The following is a 22,877-nucleotide window of genomic DNA, read 5'->3' on the forward strand; positions in this document are numbered from 1 at the left end:
TATGCTTTTGCTTATGTTGATGTTGATGTTGATGAGTATGCAATACACATTCTTAATGCTAGATGAATAAAAGCCCCTGACTACATTCATAATCAGGGGCTTTAGAATTTTTGCACGATATCCGACGTTTAATCGTCTTCAATCAACTTGTAGATAACAAACAGCGCAATCTCTGCAATTAGCCAAAGCGCACATGTAATCGTCACGTATTTATTATCAAAGATACTGATCCCTTTCAAGATCAGGTCGTAGCCAACAAAAGCACCAATCACCACTGCCAAGATAATCTGTAGGATCTGAATAAAACGAGGCATTCCTCTCTCCTATGTTCTTATATCAAACTATGTGTTTATCACTATATCATTGATAATAAGAAAAAAGTGCAGATAATGCTGCACTTTTGTCTTTAACTTTCTGTCAAAAATTGCAATTCAAACGCTGAAGTTAGCGACAATTACGATTTTTTGGCGTCGATTAATTACGCTTTCTCAGCTTCAGCAATCTTCACTTTCCACGTGTCAGGTCCGATCTGGTGTGCGTTCACGCCGCTAGAGTCAACCGCTACCGTTACTGGCATATCTTCAACTTCAAACTCGTAAATCGCTTCCATACCGAGATCTTCAAACGCAACAACGCGTGCTTTTTTAATTGCTTTCGCGACTAAATAAGCTGCACCGCCAACCGCCATTAGGTAAACCGCTTTGTGCTCTTTGATTGATTCAACCGTTGCAGGGCCACGTTCCGCTTTACCGATCATGCCCATAATGCCAGTTTCGTTCAGCATCATGTCAGTGAACTTATCCATACGTGTTGAAGTTGTTGGGCCTGCAGGACCTACCGCTTCATCACCTACAGCATCAACAGGACCCACGTAGTAAATGAACTTACCTTTGAAATCAACGCCAGCTGGTAAGCCTTCGCCGCTTTCTAGCATGCCTTGAATACGTTTATGAGCAGCATCACGACCGGTTAAGATCTTACCTGACAGAAGAACCGTTTCTCCGGTCTTCCACTCTTGTACGTCTTCTTTAGTCACTTCATCAAGGTTAACACGGCGTGTATTTGCGCCCGCTTCCCAAGTGATGTCTGGCCACTCTTCTAACTTAGGTGGCGTTAGCTCTGCTGGGCCGCTGCCATCTAGCGTGAAGTGAACGTGACGCGTTGCTGCACAGTTCGGGATTAAGCAAACTGGCTTAGATGCTGCGTGTGTTGGTGCTGTTTTGATTTTTACGTCAACCACAGTCGTTAGACCGCCAAGACCTTGTGCACCAATACCTAGCTTGTTTACACGGTTGAAGATGTCTAGGCGAAGCTCTTCTTCTGCGTTCTCAGGGCCTTTTTCGATAAGCTCTTGAATATCGATGTGTTCCATCAAAGATTCTTTCGCTAGTACCGCTGCTTTCTCAGCCGTACCGCCAATGCCTATACCTAGCATACCCGGTGGACACCAGCCTGCACCCATTGTTGGCAGCGTCTTCTCTACCCATTCTGCAATATCATCAGAAGGGTTCAACATAACCATCTTGGTTTTGTTCTCAGAACCGCCGCCCTTAGCCGCGATTTGAATTTCAACTTTGTTGCCTGGAATCATATTAATGTGGACAACCGCTGGTGTGTTGTCTTTGGTATTAATACGCTTACCTGCAGGGTCCATTAGGACAGATGCACGCAATGGGTTATCTGGGTTGTTGTAAGCTTGACGAACGCCTTCATCAACCATCTGTTGTACTGTTTGATCCGTTTCCCACCTAACATCCATACCGATGTTCACGAAACAAGTAACAATACCCGTATCCTGACAAATTGGACGATGGCCTTCCGCAGACATGCGCGAGTTGATAAGAATCTGAGCGATCGCATCTTTAGCTGCTTGGCTCTCTTCTTTCTCGTACGCTTTTTCTAGGGCTTGGACAAAGTCTAAAGGGTGATAATAAGAAATGTACTGAAGTGCGTCAGCGACACTGCTGATCACATCTTGCTTACGAATAACCGTCATTGCATGCCTCTTTATTGTTCTGGTTCCATGTGGGTTCACAGTTTGACTATATGTGCCAAATCGAATTAGGTGGTTTAGCTTTTTATTGTGTTGAGCTGTATTTAGTTGCTTTAGCAATCGCTTGCATAGCTTTAAACTAAACCACTTGGATTACTCCGTTCTAATCAAGAACCCATTTTATTTTCAATTTATGATACTCTTGCTTCCTCTCACACGCCATGCAGTGATCGAACTCTTTGTCACAAATTAAACAAATGAATAACAACGAATTTCGCTCTATCCAAATCAAGCCGCTTGAATATCAATCAACTTTAGCTAAACAGCTGTTTTCCCATATTGAAAACCTGCCGTGGGCAATGCTATTACGCTCCGCTTCAGAAAGCCACGTTGATAGTCGATACGATATTTTAGTTGCTCAACCCATCGCCACCTTCGAGACAATCGGTGCAGAAACGACCGTTAATGTTAATGAGACGTGCGAGGTTTCAGACTCTGATCCTTTCGAACTACTCGACCAATATCAGCAACAATTATTGCCTGCGACTAAAGAGCACACTCAGTTGCCATTCGTTGGCGGCGCTTTAGGCTATTTTAGCTATGATTTAGGGCGCAGAGTCGAGACACTTCCATCACTCGCAAAGCGTGATATTGAAGCACCTGACATGGCAGTTGGCTTGTATGAATGGGCTGTTATCGTTGACCACCAATTGAAAACGGCGTGTATTGTCGGTAGCAATATCGATGAACATCATGATTGGCTAATGCAGCAGATGGCTCAATCACACCTATCACATGCGCCCTTTGGGTTAACCACACCGTGGCAATCCAATATGAGCGAAGAGAGCTACGCCACTAAGTTCGATAGTGTTCAAGAGTACCTGTTATCCGGGGACTGCTATCAGATTAACTTAGCTCAGCGCTTCAATGCCCAATACCAAGGTAGTGAATGGCTGGCTTATGACAAGTTAGAACAGTACAACTCAGCGCCCTTTTCGGGCTTTATCCGTTTGGCCGACTGCGCAATCATCAGTGTTTCGCCAGAGCGTTTCTTAGAACTCAAAGACAACGTCATTGAAACCAAGCCAATCAAAGGCACACGACCTCGTTCTGAGGACCCGATGATTGATAATGCCAACGCGCAAGACCTAGCAAGCGCCGATAAAGATCAGGCGGAAAACTTGATGATCGTCGACCTACTTCGTAATGACATTGGCCGAGTAGCAAAACCGGGCACAGTGCATGTACCAAAGCTCTTCGATATTGAAAGCTTCCCTGCCGTGCACCACTTAGTGAGCACGATACGAGCGGACCTTGATGACCAATACTCTGCAACTGACCTTCTGAGAGCCTGTTTCCCTGGAGGATCGATTACTGGCGCACCAAAAGTTCGCGCGATGCAGATCATTGAAGAGTTAGAACCGCATCGACGTTCAGCGTACTGCGGCAGTATTGGCTACATCAGCCGAAATGGCAGAATGGATACCAGTATTACCATTCGTACATTAGTCGCCGAGAACAACACGCTTTATGCTTGGGCTGGCGGTGGTGTGGTATTTGATAGTGATTGTGCTTCTGAATACCAAGAAACACTGGATAAGCTGAGTCGAATTCTACCGGTACTTGAAGATTGCTAAACCTAGTGTCATTAACTGCGAGTTCCGCGACTTAATGACGAGTTCCGTAGCTTAACGGCTAGCAAAAGTTCGATATAAAAAGAAACCGAAGGATCGTAAGATCACTTCGGTTTTTTAGTCTGTAAGTTAGAGTACATAACTCACAACGCTTTATTCGCGTGTTTAAGCGACCTTCACCGCTGAGACACCCCACTTCTTGAGCATCTCTTTCAGATCGTTGGCGGTGTAAGGCTTACTCAAAATGTCATCCATTCCACACTGAATACAACGTTCGCGTTCTTCCAATGTCGTTCCGGCGGTCAGTGCCACAATAGATTTAACGTAACCCTTCTCTCTTAGCTTCTCTGTTGCTTCAAACCCGTCCATAACAGGCATTCTGCAATCCATGAATACAATATCGTATTCATTGTCTGACGCGAGTTCAAACCCTTCGACACCATTGCTTGCGATAGCAGGTTCAATCTCATGTTTACGAAGCATTTGCTGGATGATGATCTGGTTCATCTTAATATCATCAACCACCAGCACTTTAAGTAGTGACAATTCCGCTTCAGACTCAAAGCCCTTGGCGACACTATCACTCTCTGCCGGAACATCGACAACTTGAAGAGGAATCGAGATGGTAAAGGTCGTGCCTGAGCCAACAACACTGGTCACCCCAATATCGCCATTCATCAGAGCCACCAGTTTGCGACAAATCGCTAAGCCAAGCCCGGTGCCCTCATAGTTTCGGCTACTTGAGTTATCTGCCTGTGTAAAAGGTTCAAATAGCGTCTTATGTGCTGATTCAGCAATTCCGACTCCAGTATCTTCTACAGAGAAAACAAATTGGTTTTTGTCCCATTCGATATCGACATTCACATGTCCTTCTTCTGTAAATTTAATCGCATTACCGATTAAGTTCACAAACAGCTGAGTGATGCGCTCTAAATCACCTTGGAAATGGGAGGGAACATTTGACGCAACACTGATATTAAATTCAAGCTGCTTCTCGATTGCTCGATTGACGAAAATACTATCAATCGTGTTTCTCAAATCACGTAGGGCAAATTTCTTTGGAATAAGCTCTAACATCCCTGCGTTAATTTTGCTGTAATCCAATAGATCATTAATGATGGTTCGGAGAAACTCTCCAGATTGGCTCAGGTTGTTCACTATCTCACGCTGAGAGCTATTCAGTTCGGTATCACTGATCAACTCGGCACTGCCTAGTAAGCCATTAAGTGGAGTTCTTAACTCATGATTAATCATGGCCACAAAGTCACGCGTTGCCCTTTCGGACTCTTCCGCTCGTTTACGTGATTCAATATTTCGGTTGATTGCTAGTTGATGGGTTAAGGCACTGCAGATAAGGTCCGTGACCAACAACAGTTGGCTTTGGATAAACTCGTAGTCTTGGTCTAACAACCTGACTCTGACGATTAACGCACCAACTATGACTTTTTCAACCTCTAAGGGCACGGTCAGTAGGTTGTCTTGCCAATGAGGTTCTTGAATGTCTTGCTCTAACACCTCGACAGTCTCATCGCCATAATCATAGGTCTGTAACTGAGGGATGAGCTTGGGAGGTAGAATCAAACGACTGGCTTCGATTAAGTAACTGTTAGTCACGTTGGTCGTTAGTTCAGATAGCATGACATCATCGAGATCATTTCTTAGAAACGCGCGCCCAAAATCAATCAACAGGTTGTCGATTTGTTCTTGGAATTCAATGCGGCGTATATTCGCGTTGGAGCGCTTTTCTAACTGACGCAAAGCAAGCTCAAGTTGTTGGTTAGCCTCGAACAGTTCGAGGCTCTTCTGTTCCAACAATCCTTCAGCCGCTTTTCTTGCCGCGATTTGACGCTTAAGCTTCTTCTCTAGGGCAGATGCCAGATCCATATTACTTTTCTACTTTGAGATTAAACCTAACCACGCTTTGGTCATCATTTTGTGGCGTCATCTCCACCGCGATAGATTCACCGTGGTATTCAGCACATCCTTCAATAAGCCCTAAGCAAACATGAGACATACACCTTGCGCTTTTGTAGTCAAAAACAAGTTGTGCTTCGGTCGTGGTGATAAAACTGAATTCAGGTGGCTCAGCATCCGGATAGAGCTTCTTCACTTCAACATGAATGTAACGCTCTACGTGCTGAATAAATTGAAAGGTGGTATTGCTGTGAGCAAGGCTCGCTTTATTCGGGAATGAGGCCAGTAAGTTCTTAAATACAGACTGCCCAAACACGCGTTGCAAGCTTGCCGCATCAATATCGGTTTTCTTACTCAAGTTGATAATCAACCTGACAAGGTCTTTGTGGTCGTAACTGCCGACCGACGTATAGATCCCTTCATCTTCTGACATTTCTAGAACTTCTTCCAAAAGCTCTAGCCCAAACTTGTCTTCAACAAGCTCTAAAAATTCGGTGAATATGATTCCTTTCATCTCATACCTTTTCTTCTATTTCTTTTTAGAATGGTCCACTAAGTTATTGTTATCAAATTCTTAAACAAAAAATCTACGTTTCGTCACCCAATTTTATGACATGGGTAACGCTTACTCGCCTGTATGCACATATTGAATATAGCAAAAATCGTCATTTTGAGGAGATTCATCGGTAAACAGCCTCTCATGACGCCCAATTGATAACTAAAAGAGGGAAAGTGAATGAAGAAAAACTCGATATTGGTAATCAACCCACGGTTATGTCTATACTTAAAATCATAATAATCAATATATTGGCTTGATATGAATAAAGAAAACTTCCTTCAGCAATTCCAACTTAACCCTACCGTTGGCTATCATCCTGAGTCAGTAGAGCGTGTTTCGCACATCAGTGGCGAGCAATTACGTAAAGCGGCAGTGGTGGTAGGTTTAGTTGAAAGAGAAGATGGTTTACATGTCATTTTTACTAAAAGAGCGGCTCATTTAAAGCATCACCCCGGCCAAGTCAGCTTTCCTGGTGGTAAACACGAACTTTCTGACCCTTCTATGCAATTCACTGCACTCAGAGAGCTCCATGAGGAGGTGGGAATTCGATCGGATCAAGTTAAAATTATTGGGCAATTACCAGCATTGAGTACTATTAGTAAATTTTCTGTGACGCCGATTATTGCCATGGTCGATCCTGACTATGAAGCCATCATTGATGAGAACGAAGTTGCCTCAATTTTTGAGGTACCCGCTACCTATGTTTTAGACCAAACCAAGTTACACAGCCACACTGTTAACTTTAAACAAATCAAGCATCGGGTTTTTGCGATGCCTTTCCAAGAGCACCTAATTTGGGGCGTTACGGCGCAAATTATCCAATCGCTGCAGCAACACGTACTGCAACGAATCACATAGCAACTACGTTTTGTTTAATCTCTGTTAACAAAATCCAGACTTTCTATGGAACAGATTTATTAATGCAATTTTACGCAAACGTTTCCCTGGTATAAATCTATACAACCCCGCCTTTCGCATAAATAAAAGTAATACCAAGCATAAACATAAATCACCTGTGGCACGCTATTTTCGTGATCAAAAATTCGTTTTTCGCATATCATGTGACACGCCGTTTCATTACATGATTTAGATCTATTTTTTGCAGAAGAAAATTCTGCAGAATTAGCCCCGACTTATTTCCTGTTCCCAAAAAATGAGTAATTTAACATGAACACAACAACTTCTTCGGCAAATGCCGTTAAAGATTCAAGCAAGTTTAACTATAAAGATTTTACCTGGTGTTTATCACTATTCGGTACAGCAGTTGGTGCTGGCGTACTATTCCTTCCAATCAAAGCTGGTGCGGGTGGTTTTTGGCCATTAGTTATCCTAGCTCTAATTGCGGCACCAATGACTTGGTTCGCACACAAATCTCTAGCTCGTTTCGTACTGTCTGCTAAAAACCCTGAAGCTGACATTACAGATACAGTAGAAGAACACTTCGGTAAGACTGGCGCAAACCTTATTACTTTCGCTTACTTTTTCGCTATCTACCCAATCGTTCTGATTTACGGTGTTGGTATCACAAACACTGTTGATTCTTTCCTAGTAAACCAAATGGGTATGGAATCTATTCCTCGTCCTCTTCTTTCTGGTGCACTTATCCTTGCTATGACTACAGGTGTTGTATTCGGTAAAGATCTGATGCTGAAAGCGACTTCAGCAATGGTTTACCCACTAGTATTCATCCTACTAGCACTGTCTTTCTACCTAGTTCCGGATTGGAACACTTCAATGATGGAAGTAACACCTGAATGGTCAACAATGCCTTCTGTTATCTGGCTTGCAATTCCAATCATCGTGTTCTCTTTCAACCACAGCCCAATCATTTCACAGTTCTCTAAAGAGCAACGTCGTGTATACGGTGAAAACGCAGTTAAGAAAACTGACGCGATCACTGGCGGCGCAGCAATGATGCTGATGGGTTTTGTAATGTTCTTCGTATTCTCTGTAGTTCTTTCTCTATCTCCAGAGCAACTAGCAACAGCACAAGCACAGAACATCTCTGTTCTTTCTTACCTAGCAAACGTACATGAGTCTCCACTTATCTCTTACATGGGTCCTCTAGTAGCGTTCGCAGCGATTACTTCTAGCTACTTCGGTCACTTCCTAGGTGCTCACGAAGGTCTTGTTGGTCTAATCAAGTCTCGCTCTGGTTCTTCAATCTCTAAGATTGAAAAAGCATCTCTAGCGTTCATCGTTGTTACAACTTGGATTGTTGCGGTAGTTAACCCAAGTATCCTAGGTATGATTGAAACAATGGGTGCTCCAATGATTGCAGCTATCCTGTTCCTAATGCCTGTGTTCGCGATGCAGAAAGTACCAGCTATGGCTAAGTACAAAACTTCAGCACCTGTGCAAATCTTTACAGCTTTATGTGGTCTAGCGGCTATTAGTTCTGTAATCTACGGCGCTCTTTAATCTCAAGCCCTTTTTATAAGATGGCATCCATCTTATATCGCGAGATTAGACAAAAAATATAATGATAATAAATGAGCCTCCCTACTCCCCTTGGGAGGCTCTCTTTTTGAGGTAATCGCTATGATTAGTGTATTTGATATCTATAAAATCGGTGTTGGTCCATCGAGCTCACACACAGTTGGACCAATGAAAGCGGGTAAAGAATTTATTGATGACCTACGTTCAATGGGAAAATTGCGCGACATCACTAAAATCACCGTGGACGTATATGGATCACTATCACTGACAGGGAAAGGTCACCACACAGATATCGCAATCATCATGGGACTTGCTGGCAATACTCCTGAGCGTGTTGATATCGATTCTATTGCTGGCTTCATTGCTCGCGTAGAAGAAACTGAGCGCCTTCCTGTTGGCATGCACTGTCATACAGTATCGTTCCCACGCGATGGCGGTATGAACTTCCACACTAGCAACCTTTCTCTACACGAGAACGGCATGAGCATTCATGCATGGGTTGGTGACGAAGTTGCGTACTCAAAAACGTACTACTCAATTGGTGGCGGTTTCATCGTTGACGAAGAGAACTTCGGCAAAGAAGAAGAAAACCCAATCAAAGCACCTTACGAATTCACAACAGCTGAAGAGCTGGTTAATCAGTGCAAAGAAAGCGGTCTTTCTATCAGTACACTGGTTATGAAAAACCAAGCAGCGTTCCACTCAGACGAAGAGTCTCGCACTTACTTCGCTAACATCTGGAAAACTATGCGTGAGTGTATGGATCGCGGTATGAATACTGAAGGTATCCTGCCTGGTCCACTACGTGTACCTCGTCGTGCAGCAGCACTTCGCCAACAGCTAATGACTTCAGAAAAAACAACCAATGATCCAATGTCGGTTGTTGACTGGGTAAACATGTTTGCTTTCGCAGTAAACGAAGAAAATGCAGCTGGCGGTCGTGTAGTAACGGCACCAACAAACGGCGCATGTGGCATCATCCCTGCTGTATTGGCTTACTACGATAAATTCATCCAAACAGTGACAGAGAAAGATTACATCCGTTACTTCGCAGCTTCTGGCGCGATCGGTGGTCTTTACAAGCGTAACGCTTCAATCTCTGGTGCTGAAGTTGGCTGTCAGGGTGAAGTTGGTGTGGCATGCTCTATGGCTGCTGCTGGTCTTGCTGAGCTTATGGGTGGTAGCCCTGAGCAAGTATGTATGGCTGCAGAAATCGGCATGGAGCACAACCTAGGTCTAACATGTGACCCAGTTGCTGGCCAAGTACAAGTACCATGTATCGAGCGTAACGGTATTGCTGCAGTTAAAGCAATCAACTCGACTCGTATGGCACTTCGTCGTTCTTCTGCTCCTACTGTTTCTCTAGATAAAGTTATCGAAACAATGCTAGAAACAGGTAAAGACATGAACGCTAAATACCGTGAGACTTCTCAAGGTGGTTTGGCTGTTAAGGTTGTTTGTTGATAGCCTTTGAATCAATCTGTTTTTAATCAGCAGATAATAAAAAGGAACGCCGATGCGTTCCTTTTTTGTATCTGAATTCCGGCCACTTATATCTAAGATGCTCGATTCGCATCTTAGATAATGGACCAAAGAACTAGATCACTTGTGAGATAAGCAGGAAGCAACCAAACAGCAGTGAGAACAACATCATTGCGCTGCCACCTTCTGCTCGGTATCGGTCATCAGCAACTTTCATGAAACGCTGTTTGTGGACCATAACCAGAGGAACAAACACCGCTAGGAACACCAAGATGATGCCTGCGTAATTCAGCACTTGTAGGAACTTGTCTGCAGCAAGCAATGAGCCCGCCAACGGCAAGATAAAGCTAATGCAGTACGTTACCGCTGTATTTTGGTTGAACATGTCTTTGTTCTGGTTGAACAACGCCATTGCTACGCCAAAGAAAGAAGTCAACAACGCCAAGCCAGTGAAGGTAGACAAGACGTTACCCACCCAAGGAGACTGAGCCTCAAACGCCGCCATCAAATCTGATACGTTCTCAAAGCTACGGAATTGCTCTTCACTCAAGTTACCCACTACCGCAAACAACCAACACAAGTAACACACTAATGGGATCAGAGAACCGATGATCACCATGTTACGCAGCTGTTTGTCTGTCGCTTCGTGGTTGTAAGAAACCAAGGTTGGAATCACCACCATAAAGCCAAAGCTCGTAAACAGGATGGCACTGGTTTTGATTAGGTCAACGTGGTCATGGCTGGTTACCTGCATCAAGTTTTCTTGAGTCATGCTCGGCGCTAAGAAGGCCATGGTTGCAAACAAACTAGCAAGCATCACGAAGAACAATGCTCGATTGAGCTTATCAATCACACCAGTACCACTTGCGACTACTGCGCCAGCAAGCAAGGTAAACACGGTTTGGCTGGTAGTCGCGGTAATTTCGACGCCAAAGTTAGACAGTAACTTACTCAGCAAGTCACCTGCGCCCAGAATGTAAGCCATTAATAGGCAAATCAACAACGCGTATAGCAAGCCGTTGGTAAGCAACTGACCTTGTTTACCCAAGGTTTTTCGGGCAATAGAGTTTAATCCTAGACCGCCACCCGCTTTGATGGTCGCTTCTAGAAGTAGTAATGCTGCGTAAGTCGTACCGAAGCAGATCAGTACCATAAGCAGTGTGCCGTAAAGCAATCCGAATTGAGCTAATACCATTGGGATCGCAAGCATACCAGCACCGAGAGCGGTACCAGCGATAATTAGGGAGCTACCCATCATTTTAATATTCATTGTTTTTAACTTATTTGTTTAGTTTTTATAGATGTGAGTCTTCGTTCATCGAGCGGATGACAAAGGAGTTCAGATAGAAATAAAGTTATAAAACGAATAACAATAGGAGCGATAAGCGGTAAAGAAGCGTGCAGAGACGTTGTCGAACAGGGCGTTCAAAGGGGAGCTTGTCTTAAAAGAGGTAAAACGAGAAGCGTGAGTAAGCATTAACTGATGTGGTGAACCTTCCGTAGGTTCAATAATCGGTGATGTAATCTTGAATTTCATGTATGTGTCCAATAAGTCACATTCCATAGTATTTGAAGCAGCGTATCCGTTGCTGCCCTACCTCTATCATAGAGGTATTTTCATCTTATCGAATGAGCCTCGAAACACAACGCTATGACCACAATTTTTGCTATTAAATTGAACAAAACAACCATTTGGATATAAATTGACCACTAAGTCGTCTAAAACAATAGTCTTTATTGATAAAAGACAAGCGGACAAATACATCGAGCTAATTAACAACCTAGGCTTTTCTAATTATCAGCACAATCAAAACTCGATGCTGCACTTCAACTTTCCCAAAACAACAGTCTGTTTTAAGAACAGCGAGGAGCTTGACGCGCGTTCCATTTCAACATCAGACACGACACAAACTCGCTACATCACAGAAACATAACCGGAGTGTGGTCACACAATTCGTTATACCCCATAGGTGGTAGGAATTCTTACTAGTACAGTATTTGCGTCATTATAATTAATAAAAACAAACACCTTATGCGCTCAACAATCACCTTTAAAATCCTAGTGGCCCTCGCCATCGTGTTCACCTTTTTGCTGGCAATATCGACCTATTTCCAATATTCGCAACAAAAGCAACTTGTAAACTCAGTGTTAAGTGAGCAGCTTCACGACAAAGCAAGTAACTACTTCGATAGCCTCAATATGATGATGCTCACCGGCACCATGGCACAAAAAGAGACCCTTCGTCAGAAAGCACTGGCTCAAGAAGGCATTGAAGACGTTCGTGTTTTACGCGCCGACGCTGTCAGCAAGTTATATGGCCCAGGTAATGACAACCAAACACCGGTTGACGATATTGATAAACGAGCGCTAGCGGGCGAAACCGTTATCGAACCTTTTTCTGCTGATTGGGGCAAAGGCTTGGTTATTGCTCTGCCAATGAAGTCGAGTGAAGATTACCGAGGAACCAATTGTGTCGCCTGTCATATGGCACCAGAAGGTGAAGTCTTGGGTGCGATTCGTCTCGAATATAACCTTAACCATGTTAACTCGCTGATTAACACTCAAACCATGGCTGCTATTGGCATTATGGCAGTGATCTCGTTTGCCGGATTTGTCCTTACGATGGGATTAATTCGTAAGATTATCGTGCGCCCGCTGCAACAGACTTCTCGCTTTATGACCCAAGTCAGCAACGATAAAAACCTATCCACTCGCCTGCCGGAACAAAGCAAGGATGAGATTGGCACGCTGGCTAACTCCATCAACTCGTTCATGGGAACCGTATCTGACAGCTTAGAAAAGGTACAAAGCACCTCGCACAAGTTAAATGCGTCTGCCAACCAACTGACTAGTGTCGCGCAAATTACCGAGCAAGCCGCCAGCGACCAGCAAAGCGAAACCGCAGAAGTGCAACACAATGTCGAAGGAATACAGGCACAGCAAGTCAATGTAGAACAAGCGACTTTAACAGCTTCAGAGCTTATTAATCACACCGCCGATGTGGCATGTAAGAGTGCCAACCAAGCACACGACGCAAGCAGTGAGATAAAAAACCTCGTTAGCAGCATAGAAGAAGTGAAACACAAAATACTGACACTCAATGAGCAAACCGGAGAGGTCTCTTCAATATTGAGTGTGATTCGTGGCATTGCTGACCAAACCAATCTTCTGGCCTTGAATGCAGCGATTGAAGCAGCTCGTGCGGGAGAACAAGGTCGTGGGTTTGCGGTAGTGGCAGATGAAGTTCGCCACCTTGCATCGCGAACCGCAGAAGCAACAGGCAGCATTGAGTCAATCATTCATCAATTCCAGCAAGGCAGTGAAGAGTCGCTAACTTCTGCCGATCGCGTTTGCGAACAAGCCCATCAAAGCTCAACCGATATCGACGCACTTTCAATTGAAATGAATGGTGTGGTCGAAGAGATGAAACAGGTGCTGGCTCACGCACAGAATATTCAGCAGCAAACACAATCCACCACACAAGCGACTCAAGATGTTCAACAAAAGGTTGAAACCATCACCTCTCACGCCAACAACACGTCGCAATCCGCGGCTGAAACTCGCAACATCAGCAATGACTTAGAAGAGCTGTCTGATCACCTTGAGTCACTGATTAATCAGTTTACTTTGTCGAGTACAAAGAAGAAGTCATAGATCGCCAACAAAAAAGCGCTCAACAATGAGCGCTTTATCTTCATAGCAACGTCTAATTCAGGCTTTAAAAGAACCGTAAACCAAGATTAGTGCGTAATGGAAACCGCGGTTAAGTCTTTATGCTTGTGATACATCGCGTGTTTGACTATCAGATTCGCACTCACGCTATCCATTCCTGACACTTCAACGTAAGCCCCTTTTTTACGGAACTTGAACACAACCTTATCAAGCGCCTCGACCGAGGTATTATCTAAGAATGACGCATCAGATATGTCGATGGTCACTAAAGAGGTCGCGTTGTCATAATCAAATAAGTCGACAAACGCATCTGACGAAGCAAAAAAGACATGGCCTTTTACTCTGTGAATAGTGTGCATTTCGTTGGTCACGACTTCATCAGATATAAACACCATGGATTTGCTGGCATGTGCGTAAAACAGAGCCGATAAAACCACGCCAACCGCAACCCCAATCGCTAAGTTATGAGTAAACACCACAACCGCCACGGTCGCTAACATGGTTACGTTAGTTGGAAGTGTATGGTCTTTAAGTTCAACAATAGAGCGCCACGAGAACGTACCGATTGAAACCATGATCATCACAGACACTAAAGCCGCCATCGGTATCAGCTTCAACCAATCAGAAACAAACACCACCATTAGCAACAAAACAACCCCTGCGATCATGCTGGATAATCGGGTTAAGCCGCCTGATTTGATGTTGATGATCGACTGACCGATCATTGCGCAGCCCGCCATTCCACCAAATAATGAAGCAACGATGTTCGCAACGCCCTGCCCTTTACACTCATTGTTTTTATTGCTTTCAGTATCAGTCAGGTCATCGACTATGGTCGCTGTCATCAAGGATTCCAACAAGCCAACCAGAGATAGAGCAATCGAATATGGCAGGATGTTTGCTAGTGTATCAAACGTGAATGGAATATTAGGAATCAAGAACACAGGCAGTGAATCGGGAAGCTTGCCCATATCGCCAATTGTTCTCACATCTAAGCCGAAGAGCAAACTAATGATTGTCAGGGTAACAATCGCGACCAGTGGAGAAGGTATTGCGCGACCAAACTTGGGGAAATAAGGAAGCAGATAAATGATCGCCAAACCCAAAGCGACTAACACGTAAACGCTTGAAGAGACGTTGATTAATTCAGGAAGTTGGGCCATGAAAATTAGAATGGCGAGCGCGTTAACAAATCCAGTAATCACCGATTTGGAAACGAAATTCATCAGGTTACCAAGCTTGAGATAACCAGCTGCGATCTGAATGACGCCAGCTAGAAATGAAGCGGCGAGTAGATATTCTAGTCCGTGCTCTCTCACTAAAGTGACCATTAGTAGCGCCATAGCGCCTGTTGCACCGGAAATCATTCCCGGACGACTGCCAACCAAAGCAGTGACGACACAAATACAGAACGAGGCATAGAGCCCTACTTTAGGGTCAACGCCTGCAATAATTGAAAATGCGATGGCTTCAGGGATCAATGCGAGTGCAACCACAATCCCAGATAATGAATCTCCTTTAACGTTTGATAACCAGTGTTTTTTTAAATAATTAAGCATGTAATTCTCTTTTACTTGTACAGCCAGTCCTGCCTTGTTGAGACATAATTTGATCGACTGTTTTTCTTGAATGAGCGAGCGCTCGAAAAGTGCGGGTGTAGAGAGAATGCAGGGGTTAAGGCGGCGTAATTAACACGTAGATATTAAACTCCTCTTGTACTTTAGTGGGAAATTAAGAAGGTGATCAAGTCCAAAGTGACTGAATCCGCGCCAATATAGAGTGAGTCTCAACACAATCACACTCCCATTATTGAAAACAAAGGTTTCGATTACGCCATGCTCGTTCAGCAGCTCACATAGGGTGAAAGGTAAGGCTGACGCTAAGATCGAACAAAAAACACACCCTCAAACCTATTTATCGTCAGTAGACACAATATTTCTTTCACCAAGCAAGAATAAAGGTTGAAGCTGTCGGTATGACAGGTAATATGTTCAATCGATTTAAAAAGTTTATACAACTTAATGTTTCGGCTAATTATTGTGCAAATGTATATTTATTTGCAGCAATGCCAGAGACTTTGAGTTGAATTTGTCCCTCAATGGAGAATGAAATCAACATGACTTACGCGCCTGTAACAGACGTACTTGGCGGCAAGCTAGCGGTAGACAGTGAAGTAACTGTTCGCGGCTGGATCCGTTCACGTCGTGATTCCAAAGCTGGAATCTCTTTCCTTGCCATTTATGACGGCTCTTGTTTCGACCCGATTCAGGCCGTGGTTCCTAATAATCTTAATAATTACGAAAACGAAGTATTAAAGCTAACAACTGGCTGCTCTGTTGAAGTAACGGGTAAGATTGTTGAGTCTCCTGCGAAAGGTCAAGACTTCGAACTAGCAGCAACTGACGTTAAAGTTGTAGGCTGGGTTGAAGACGCTGACACTTACCCAATGGCTAAGACGCGTCACTCTATCGAGTACCTTCGTGAAGTTGCTCACCTACGTCCACGTACAAACGTGATTGGCGCAGTAGCACGTGTACGTAACTGTCTATCTCAAGCGATTCACCGTTTCTACCACGAGCAAGGTTTCTTCTGGACTTCTGCTCCGCTTATTACTGCATCTGATGCAGAAGGCGCTGGTGAAATGTTCCGTGTTTCTACGCTAGACATGGAAAACCTACCACGCACTGAAAAAGGCGACGTAGACTTCAACGAAGATTTTTTCGGTAAAGAGACGTTCCTAACAGTATCTGGCCAACTTAATGCTGAAGCTTATGCTTGTGCACTAAGCAAGGTTTACACGTTCGGTCCTACGTTCCGTGCTGAAAACTCAAACACAAGCCGCCACCTAGCTGAGTTCTGGATGGTTGAGCCTGAAGTTGCGTTTGCAGACCTTAACGATGTAGCGAAACTGGCTGAAGACATGCTTAAGTACGTTTTCGCTGCTGTTCTTGAAGAGCGCCGCGACGACCTTGAATTCTTCGCTTCTCGCATCGACAAGCAAGCAATTACTCGTCTAGAGCAATTCGTTGACGCTGACTTCGCACAAGTTGACTACACTGACGCAATCCAAATCCTACTAGACTCTGGTAAGAAATTTGAGTTTGACGTTGAGTGGGGCATCGACATGTCTTCTGAGCATGAGCGTTACCTAGCTGAAGAGCACTTCAAAGCACCTGTTATCGTTAAGAACTACCCGAAAGACATCAAAGCTTTCTACATGCGCTTAAACGACGACGGCAAAACAGTTGCAGCAATGGACGTACTTGCACCAGGCATCGGTGAAATCATCGGTGGTGCACAACGTGAAGAGCGTCTAGACATTCTAGACGAGCGTATGATTGCTATGGGTATCGACCCTGAGCACATGAGCTGGTACCGCGACCTACGTAAATACGGTACAGTGCCACACGCTGGTTTCGGTCTTGGTTTCGAGCGTCTAGTATCTTACGTAACAGGTATGGGTAACGTTCGTGACGTGATTCCATTCCCACGTACACCACGCTCTGCAAACTTCTAATTCGAAACCTATTCGATATTAAAAGTTAAGAACAAACAAAAACCTCCGCACTTGCGGAGGTTTTTTTATGTTCGGAATAAAACGAGTCCAGATGCTTCTGCGTGCCACTATCTGAGACTCATTATTTCAAAAGCTAATCCACATCTTGGTCGATAGCGTATTTTATTGCAAGACCGCAAATTGCCATCATAACGAATGGGATCGCGGCAGTGGTGTATTCCGCCCACGCCATATCAGCGAATGCTTTTGCCAGCAGTACGTGGCCGAGAATAAGCAGAAGCGCACACACAATAGCGACAATAATCAGCTTAACTTCATTTCCCATAGTCATTTTCAACATAACGGTATCTCCAATATTTGGTCTACCGTTATTGAATCACAACTCTTTGGTCAATTAGGCGTACAGTTACCCCACAAACAACCCGTACAGTTGGAATGATTGTCTTTTTTATGAGGGACTTAAGGTTTTACGAGTGCGTAAGTTGATGTGCCAGTTTGCCAAGCCAGATGAGCGCCTGTTCTTTCTCTTCTGTCAGTTCATAAGAGAAGTTCAATCGTATCGCGTTATCCACTCTGCCATGCTCACTAAACAGATCGCCAGATGCAACGCTAATGCCTTGCTCGATAGCCAGTTGATGAAACTGTTGGCTGTCGAATTTTTCAGAAAAGCGAATCCATATCAAGTAACCACCAGCCGGCTCTTCAATCTCTATTGAATGCGGAAAGTACTGCTTAATGACATCGATAAATCGCTCTTTCCTGACGACAAGGTTTTTACGCAGTTTACGAAGGTGATTGTCGTAGCTTTCATGCGTTAAGAAATGAGCGACACCAAGTTGAACAGGAGCGCTACTCGATAACGTAGAAAGAAGCTGTAACTTTTGAATCGCGTCGTTAAAACGCGTGTTCACAACCCACCCTACTCGATAACCAGGACACAAACTTTTTGAATACGACCCACAAAGCAAGACGGAATCGGTCTTATCGAAGGCCTTTAGTGGCTTCGGCTTATGCCCTTCGTAATAAAGATCGCCATACACGTCATCTTCAATAATGTAGGTTCCATGCTGTTCTGCAATCTCTACCACACGGCGCTTTGCCTGTTCCGACAAACTGGTTCCCGTTGGGTTTTGAAAAGTCGTCATCAGCCAACACGCTTTAACATCTTGGTTTTGTAGCGCGTTTTCAAACTGCTCTATATTCAACCCATTGATTGGGCAAACGTCCACTTCGATCGGGTTAAGCCCGAGCCTCTCGACAGCCTGCAGAGCACCATAGAATGCGGGAGACTCAATCACGACGTTATCACCCGACTTGGTGACCGTTTGCAGGCTCAAGTTGAGCGCCTCCATAGCACCCGACGTAATCACGATGTCTTGATGATTAACCGTAATCCCTTGCTGCAGATAACGCTGTGCGATTTGCCTTCTCAAGGACTCACTGCCCGGTGGCAAATTATTTATCACACTCGCGCCAGTCATCTTCCTACCCGCGCTGGCAAGGTTTCGAGTCAAGGTAGGTAACGGGAACAGGTCAGGATCTGGGAATGCAGAGCCGAAAGGAATCACACCTTCGGCTGAACTCGACTTCAAGAAATCAAATAAGCGGTCATTAATGGCTTTCTTTTCACTAACGAGTGGCTGTGCGTAGTCAACGCCGTCCAGCCTTGGCGCTACAAAGTAGCCCGACTGAGGTTTAGCGATGATCCACCCTTCGCTTTCTAGCAACTGGTAGGCTTGTAAGACAGTACTATTGCTGACGTTGTAATTTCGACAACTCATGCGTACCGAAGGGATCTTCTCTCCGGATCGCCACGTATTGTTGGCTATCTGAGTTCGAATATCCTTTGCAAGCTCTTCATAACGCGCCATCTAATTGTACTACCTAGAGAAATTCTGTGAGCCGGTGATTTTATCACTTACGCCAACAACTATTGCTGCTATCCATATGATCGCACCTAATTTCCACAATAGTGTGAATTGGTTCACAGATAACTTTGTAAGCTTTGCTAAGTTTGTACCCAAGGTAGGAGCTAAGTTGGCTTTCTACCTCAATAATTTGATGTAACCCAAAAACATGCGAGATAACAATGAAAAGAATAGAAGCAGACCAATTAAGTTATAAAGGAGAGTCAAACGGTGTTCACAGTTGGACAACACCGAGCGGTCAGCCATATTACTGGCACCCAGATTGGCTCCATATTGCTGAAGATGCGACAGGCTCACATCCAAAGCAAAAGATCGATGTCGAACAAGACCAAGCACCAACGGAAAAACACGCGGTGTCTGCTATTCTGAAACACATCAACCAATGGGCTGCAGACAAACTAGCGTCTCACCCTGAGATTGAAACCGGCTCAATCGAAGCTGAAATCAATCTCAAAAAGTAACGGGTTAAAGTAGATAGCGAACTCAATCACGCGCGATTCTAACCCAATACACAGACTGAATAGCCTCGACCCTCGACCGGGGCTATTCAAGTATCTTCATAAAAATGCTGCAATAACCCCCACCTAGCTAACAAATCTCTAACACAAACCAGTTTCTTGTATCAATCCACGAAAGCTATCGATAGAATTTCCGGTCTTATTCACGTCAGTTATGCTAATCATTCGCAATTCTAAAGTCGTGAATCAATGAATGCGTAAATCTAATAAGAATGAGAACAAAGGCTTACCGATGGATACTTCAAATTACAATCAATCGCTAACGACTAAGTTATACGTCATTGCTGGCGTGCTGTTTGGCACCTATGGCAGTCGGGTGTGCCCTATGCTCGATAGCTTAACGACGTTAGAGATTTTCACACAAGTCAGTATTGTGTTTATCTTATTATGGCTCGCACGTCGTTACCCATTGGCGCAACATACCTTGGTCAAGCAAGGCCGATTCGCGCAACTCGATACCCTGCTATTTTTTGCTGCAAGTGTGCCTTTCGCGCTCTACTACAACTTAAGCTATGAATTCACCATAGATAGTAATTTGAAGGTGCTGTTTGGCATGAGTCTATTCGGCTTCTTTACCGGAACCATTCTTCAATTGAATGCCAAGCTCAGCCAAATGGATAAAATGGAGACGACTGGACAATTCGACTTCCAACTGGTTGGTGAAAGAAGTTCACTGGTCAAGCAGATGATAGGCTTGGTTATCGTGCTTCTGGTAACACTGACGACTATGTTGACGATGATTGCTGTCAAAGACATCTTCTGGCTAGAACACAACCCTGACCGCTTATTGGATGGCACCGGCAAGATCAGCGTGATCAAAGAGTTTATTTATTTGGCTGTGGTACTGGGTGGCTACGCGATAACCATCATGACGCTTTGGAGTAAGCTAATTAAGCGTATTCTCCTAAGCCAAGAGCACGCATTAAACAAAGTCACCAATGGCGAGCAAGGCGTTCGCTTACCTATTTTCGGCTACAACGAGCTTGGATCAATGGCATCTATGACCAATACCATGCTTGATAGCCTTGAAACCGCGCAAAACGAAGTCAAAACCACACGTGACGTGGCCATTGTGAGCTTATCGGCATTGGCTGAATCTCGAGACAATGAAACGGGCGCACATATCCTAAGAACTCAAGAGTACGTCAAGGTGCTCGCACAAGAGCTCAGCAAATCAGAAACCCACTCAAGCTTGTTAACTCCAAACTACATCGAGTTGCTCTACAAATCTGCGCCTTTGCACGACGTGGGCAAAGTAGGTGTTCCTGATAGTGTGTTATTGAAGCCGGGCAAATTGACGGACGAAGAGTTTGAGATAATGAAAGGTCACCCCGCGATTGGGGCTGAAGCGTTATCTATTGCAGAAAAGCAGTTGGGAAGTAGCTCTTTCTTAAGAGTCGCAAAGGAGATATCTCTGACTCACCACGAGAAATGGAATGGCAGTGGTTATCCTAATCAGTTGTCTGGTGAAGATATCCCGTTATCTGGCCGTTTAATGGCATTAGCTGATGTTTATGATGCGCTCATCTCGAAGCGAGTCTACAAGCCAGCCTTTACTCATGAACAAGCTAAACAGATCATCTTAGAGGGCAATGGGACGCATTTTGATCCGCAAGTTGTCCAAGCTTTTCTGGTCGTCGAACAAGCGTTTGTTTCAATTGCTGCGACCTACAAAGATGGCAAAAATGTAGCGAGTGAACTCGAGCGCGAAAGCTTTATTGCTCAACCAGCGTAATCTATTCAAAATCCACTAACTTCTTGCACCCTATAGGTTAATCCGTAGGGTGTTTTGTTATCAAATATCCTCTTTAGTCAATAAATCTGATTGAAATGGATTTTTTTTGGTCTTTCTGTTCACTTCGTATTGTCTTAAAAATTCCATACAGGTATAACTACCCATAGATACTATCCCCTCTCAATTGACATGGATGAAGATTATGTTTGAAAAAGTGTTAGCTGCTCCCGCCGATCCTATCCTCGGCCTTACTGAAGAGTTTAAAAAAGACTCTCGTGCAGAGAAAATCAACCTTGGCGTTGGCATCTACAAAAATGAAGATGGTCAAACACCAGTACTTAAAACAGTAAAGAAAGCAGAAGCTGCACTTCTTGAAAACGAAAAAACCAAATCTTACCTAACGATTGAAGGTACAGCTGAATACGGTCTAGCGGTTCAGAAACTTCTTTTCGGTTCAGACGCAGAGATCGTTGCATCTCAACGCGCTAAAACAGCACAAGCTCCAGGTGGTACAGGTGCACTTCGCGTAGCGGGTGAATTCATCAAGCGCCAACTGGGCGAAGTGAAAATCTGGATCAGTAACCCAACTTGGGCTAACCACAACGGCGTTTTCGCAGCTGCGGGTATAGAAACTGCTCAATACAGCTACTACAACGCTGAAACTAAAGACAAAGACTTCGCTGGCATGGTTGCTGACCTAGAGAAAGCTTCTGAAGGCGATATCGTTCTTCTTCACGGCTGCTGTCACAACCCAACAGGTATCGACCCAACAACTGAAGAGTGGGAAGTTCTTGCTAAACTGGTTGCTGAGAAGAAACTGCTTCCTCTATTCGATTTTGCTTACCAAGGTTTTGCAAAAGGCGTTGAAGAAGATGCTGCTGGCCTACGTATTTTTGCTCAATACAACAAAGAGATCCTTGTTGCTAGCTCGTTCTCTAAGAACTTCGGCTTGTACAACGAGCGTGTTGGTGCATTCACTCTGGTTGCTGAATCAGCAGACGTGGCAACGACAGCATTCTCTCAAGTTAAGAGCATTATCCGCTCTATCTACTCTAACCCACCAGCCCACGGCAGTGCTGTCGTTACTCACATCCTTGGTGATGCTGATCTACGTGCTGAATGGGAAGCAGAAGTGGCAGAAATGCGTGACCGTATCCAAGAGATGCGTGAACTATTCGTAACGACACTGAAATCAGAAGGTGTTGATGCAGACTTCACATTCATCGAACGTCAAAACGGCATGTTCTCGTTCTCAGGTCTAAGCAAAGAGCAAGTAACTCGCCTAAAAGACGAATTCGCAATCTACATTGTTGGTTCTGGCCGTATCAGTGTTGCTGGTATGACTAAGTCAAACATGGGTCCTCTATGTAAAGGTATCGCTGCGGTTCTTTAATCGAAAAGCGAAACCTGTATTTGCAGACCACAAGCTTGCACTTACAGACCAATAGATGTGTAAAAGCCAGCAATTAAGCCTGTCTCTTATAC

Annotated in this window: 18 protein-coding genes; 9 read left to right on the forward strand and 9 right to left on the reverse strand. The window is 44.3% G+C overall.

What is annotated here, in order from left to right:
- Nucleotides 1–128: 128 nt before the first annotated feature.
- Nucleotides 129–314, reverse strand: coding sequence for a hypothetical protein (locus AB4375_RS12590; RefSeq protein ID WP_004734731.1), 186 nt, complete (start codon nt 312–314; stop codon nt 129–131).
- A 164-nt stretch (nt 315–478) separates the two neighbouring features.
- Complete coding sequence (locus AB4375_RS12595) at nt 479–1,996, reverse strand: fumarate hydratase (RefSeq protein ID WP_017065427.1); 1,518 nt, start codon at nt 1,994–1,996, stop codon at nt 479–481.
- A 254-nt stretch (nt 1,997–2,250) separates the two neighbouring features.
- On the opposite strand from AB4375_RS12595, the gene pabB reads away from it, so the two are divergent.
- Entirely contained in the window at nt 2,251–3,630 is a 1,380-nt protein-coding gene (gene pabB, locus AB4375_RS12600; RefSeq protein WP_017065426.1) for an aminodeoxychorismate synthase component I, read from the forward strand.
- 162 nt (nt 3,631–3,792) lie between these two features.
- Here the strand turns inward: pabB and AB4375_RS12605 are convergent, their stop codons facing one another.
- Together AB4375_RS12605 and AB4375_RS12610 are read right to left on the reverse strand one after the other, a co-directional pair.
- A complete protein-coding gene (locus tag AB4375_RS12605; RefSeq protein WP_372051714.1) occupies nt 3,793–5,511 on the reverse strand; it encodes an ATP-binding protein in 1,719 nt (572 codons plus the stop codon).
- A 1-nt stretch (nt 5,512) separates the two neighbouring features.
- Nucleotides 5,513–6,055 carry a heme NO-binding domain-containing protein gene (locus AB4375_RS12610; RefSeq protein WP_372051715.1) on the reverse strand — a complete coding sequence of 181 codons (543 nt, stop codon included), beginning with the start codon at nt 6,053–6,055 and terminating at the stop codon, nt 5,513–5,515.
- Between the two features lie 303 nt (nt 6,056–6,358).
- On the opposite strand from AB4375_RS12610, the gene AB4375_RS12615 reads away from it, so the two are divergent.
- The 3 genes from AB4375_RS12615 (at nt 6,359) to AB4375_RS12625 (ending at nt 10,003) form a co-directional block, all read left to right on the forward strand.
- Entirely contained in the window at nt 6,359–6,958 is a 600-nt protein-coding gene (locus AB4375_RS12615) for a CoA pyrophosphatase (protein WP_372051716.1), read from the forward strand.
- A gap of 309 nt (nt 6,959–7,267) precedes the next feature.
- Entirely contained in the window at nt 7,268–8,521 is a 1,254-nt protein-coding gene (locus tag AB4375_RS12620; protein ID WP_017065422.1) for an aromatic amino acid transport family protein, read from the forward strand.
- Nucleotides 8,522–8,641: 120 nt separating this feature from the next.
- A complete protein-coding gene (locus AB4375_RS12625; RefSeq protein WP_017060420.1) occupies nt 8,642–10,003 on the forward strand; it encodes an L-serine ammonia-lyase in 1,362 nt (453 codons plus the stop codon).
- A gap of 133 nt (nt 10,004–10,136) precedes the next feature.
- On the opposite strand, the gene AB4375_RS12630 is transcribed toward AB4375_RS12625, so the two are convergent.
- Both AB4375_RS12630 and AB4375_RS12635 read right to left on the reverse strand, forming a co-directional pair.
- Nucleotides 10,137–11,279, reverse strand: coding sequence for an amino acid permease (locus AB4375_RS12630; RefSeq protein ID WP_017060419.1), 1,143 nt, complete (start codon nt 11,277–11,279; stop codon nt 10,137–10,139).
- 81 nt (nt 11,280–11,360) lie between these two features.
- Nucleotides 11,361–11,558 carry a hypothetical protein gene (locus tag AB4375_RS12635; RefSeq protein ID WP_048611631.1) on the reverse strand — a complete coding sequence of 66 codons (198 nt, stop codon included), beginning with the start codon at nt 11,556–11,558 and terminating at the stop codon, nt 11,361–11,363.
- A 495-nt stretch (nt 11,559–12,053) separates the two neighbouring features.
- On the opposite strand from AB4375_RS12635, the gene AB4375_RS12640 reads away from it, so the two are divergent.
- Complete coding sequence (locus AB4375_RS12640; RefSeq protein ID WP_050650146.1) at nt 12,054–13,676, forward strand: methyl-accepting chemotaxis protein; 1,623 nt, start codon at nt 12,054–12,056, stop codon at nt 13,674–13,676.
- A gap of 86 nt (nt 13,677–13,762) precedes the next feature.
- Here AB4375_RS12640 and AB4375_RS12645 read toward each other — a convergent pair whose 3' ends face one another.
- Nucleotides 13,763–15,253 (reverse strand): SulP family inorganic anion transporter, encoded by a 1,491-nt coding sequence (locus tag AB4375_RS12645; protein WP_372051717.1) that lies wholly within the window; start codon nt 15,251–15,253, stop codon nt 13,763–13,765.
- 557 nt (nt 15,254–15,810) lie between these two features.
- On the opposite strand from AB4375_RS12645, the gene asnS reads away from it, so the two are divergent.
- Entirely contained in the window at nt 15,811–17,211 is a 1,401-nt protein-coding gene (asnS, locus tag AB4375_RS12650) for an asparagine--tRNA ligase (RefSeq protein WP_017060416.1), read from the forward strand.
- 133 nt (nt 17,212–17,344) lie between these two features.
- Here asnS and AB4375_RS12655 read toward each other — a convergent pair whose 3' ends face one another.
- Nucleotides 17,345–17,551 carry a hypothetical protein gene (locus AB4375_RS12655; RefSeq protein ID WP_004734707.1) on the reverse strand — a complete coding sequence of 69 codons (207 nt, stop codon included), beginning with the start codon at nt 17,549–17,551 and terminating at the stop codon, nt 17,345–17,347.
- Between the two features lie 127 nt (nt 17,552–17,678).
- On the reverse strand, nt 17,679–19,082 hold the full coding sequence (locus AB4375_RS12660; protein ID WP_017065418.1) for a PLP-dependent aminotransferase family protein: 1,404 nt from the start codon (nt 19,080–19,082) through the stop codon (nt 17,679–17,681).
- Nucleotides 19,083–19,300: 218 nt separating this feature from the next.
- On the opposite strand from AB4375_RS12660, the gene AB4375_RS12665 reads away from it, so the two are divergent.
- From AB4375_RS12665 to AB4375_RS12675, 3 genes are all read left to right on the forward strand, one after another.
- On the forward strand, nt 19,301–19,600 hold the full coding sequence (locus AB4375_RS12665; protein ID WP_372051718.1) for a hypothetical protein: 300 nt from the start codon (nt 19,301–19,303) through the stop codon (nt 19,598–19,600).
- 250 nt (nt 19,601–19,850) lie between these two features.
- A complete protein-coding gene (locus AB4375_RS12670) occupies nt 19,851–21,392 on the forward strand; it encodes an HD-GYP domain-containing protein (RefSeq protein WP_371725315.1) in 1,542 nt (513 codons plus the stop codon).
- A 202-nt stretch (nt 21,393–21,594) separates the two neighbouring features.
- Nucleotides 21,595–22,785: an amino acid aminotransferase gene (locus tag AB4375_RS12675; protein WP_017065416.1), complete on the forward strand. Its 1,191-nt coding sequence runs from the start codon at nt 21,595–21,597 to the stop codon at nt 22,783–22,785.
- Nucleotides 22,786–22,877 lie beyond the last annotated feature (92 nt).

Source organism: Vibrio sp. 10N.261.51.C6, from assembly GCF_041471785.1.
Classification (GTDB): Bacteria; Pseudomonadota; Gammaproteobacteria; order Enterobacterales; family Vibrionaceae; genus Vibrio; species Vibrio crassostreae_C.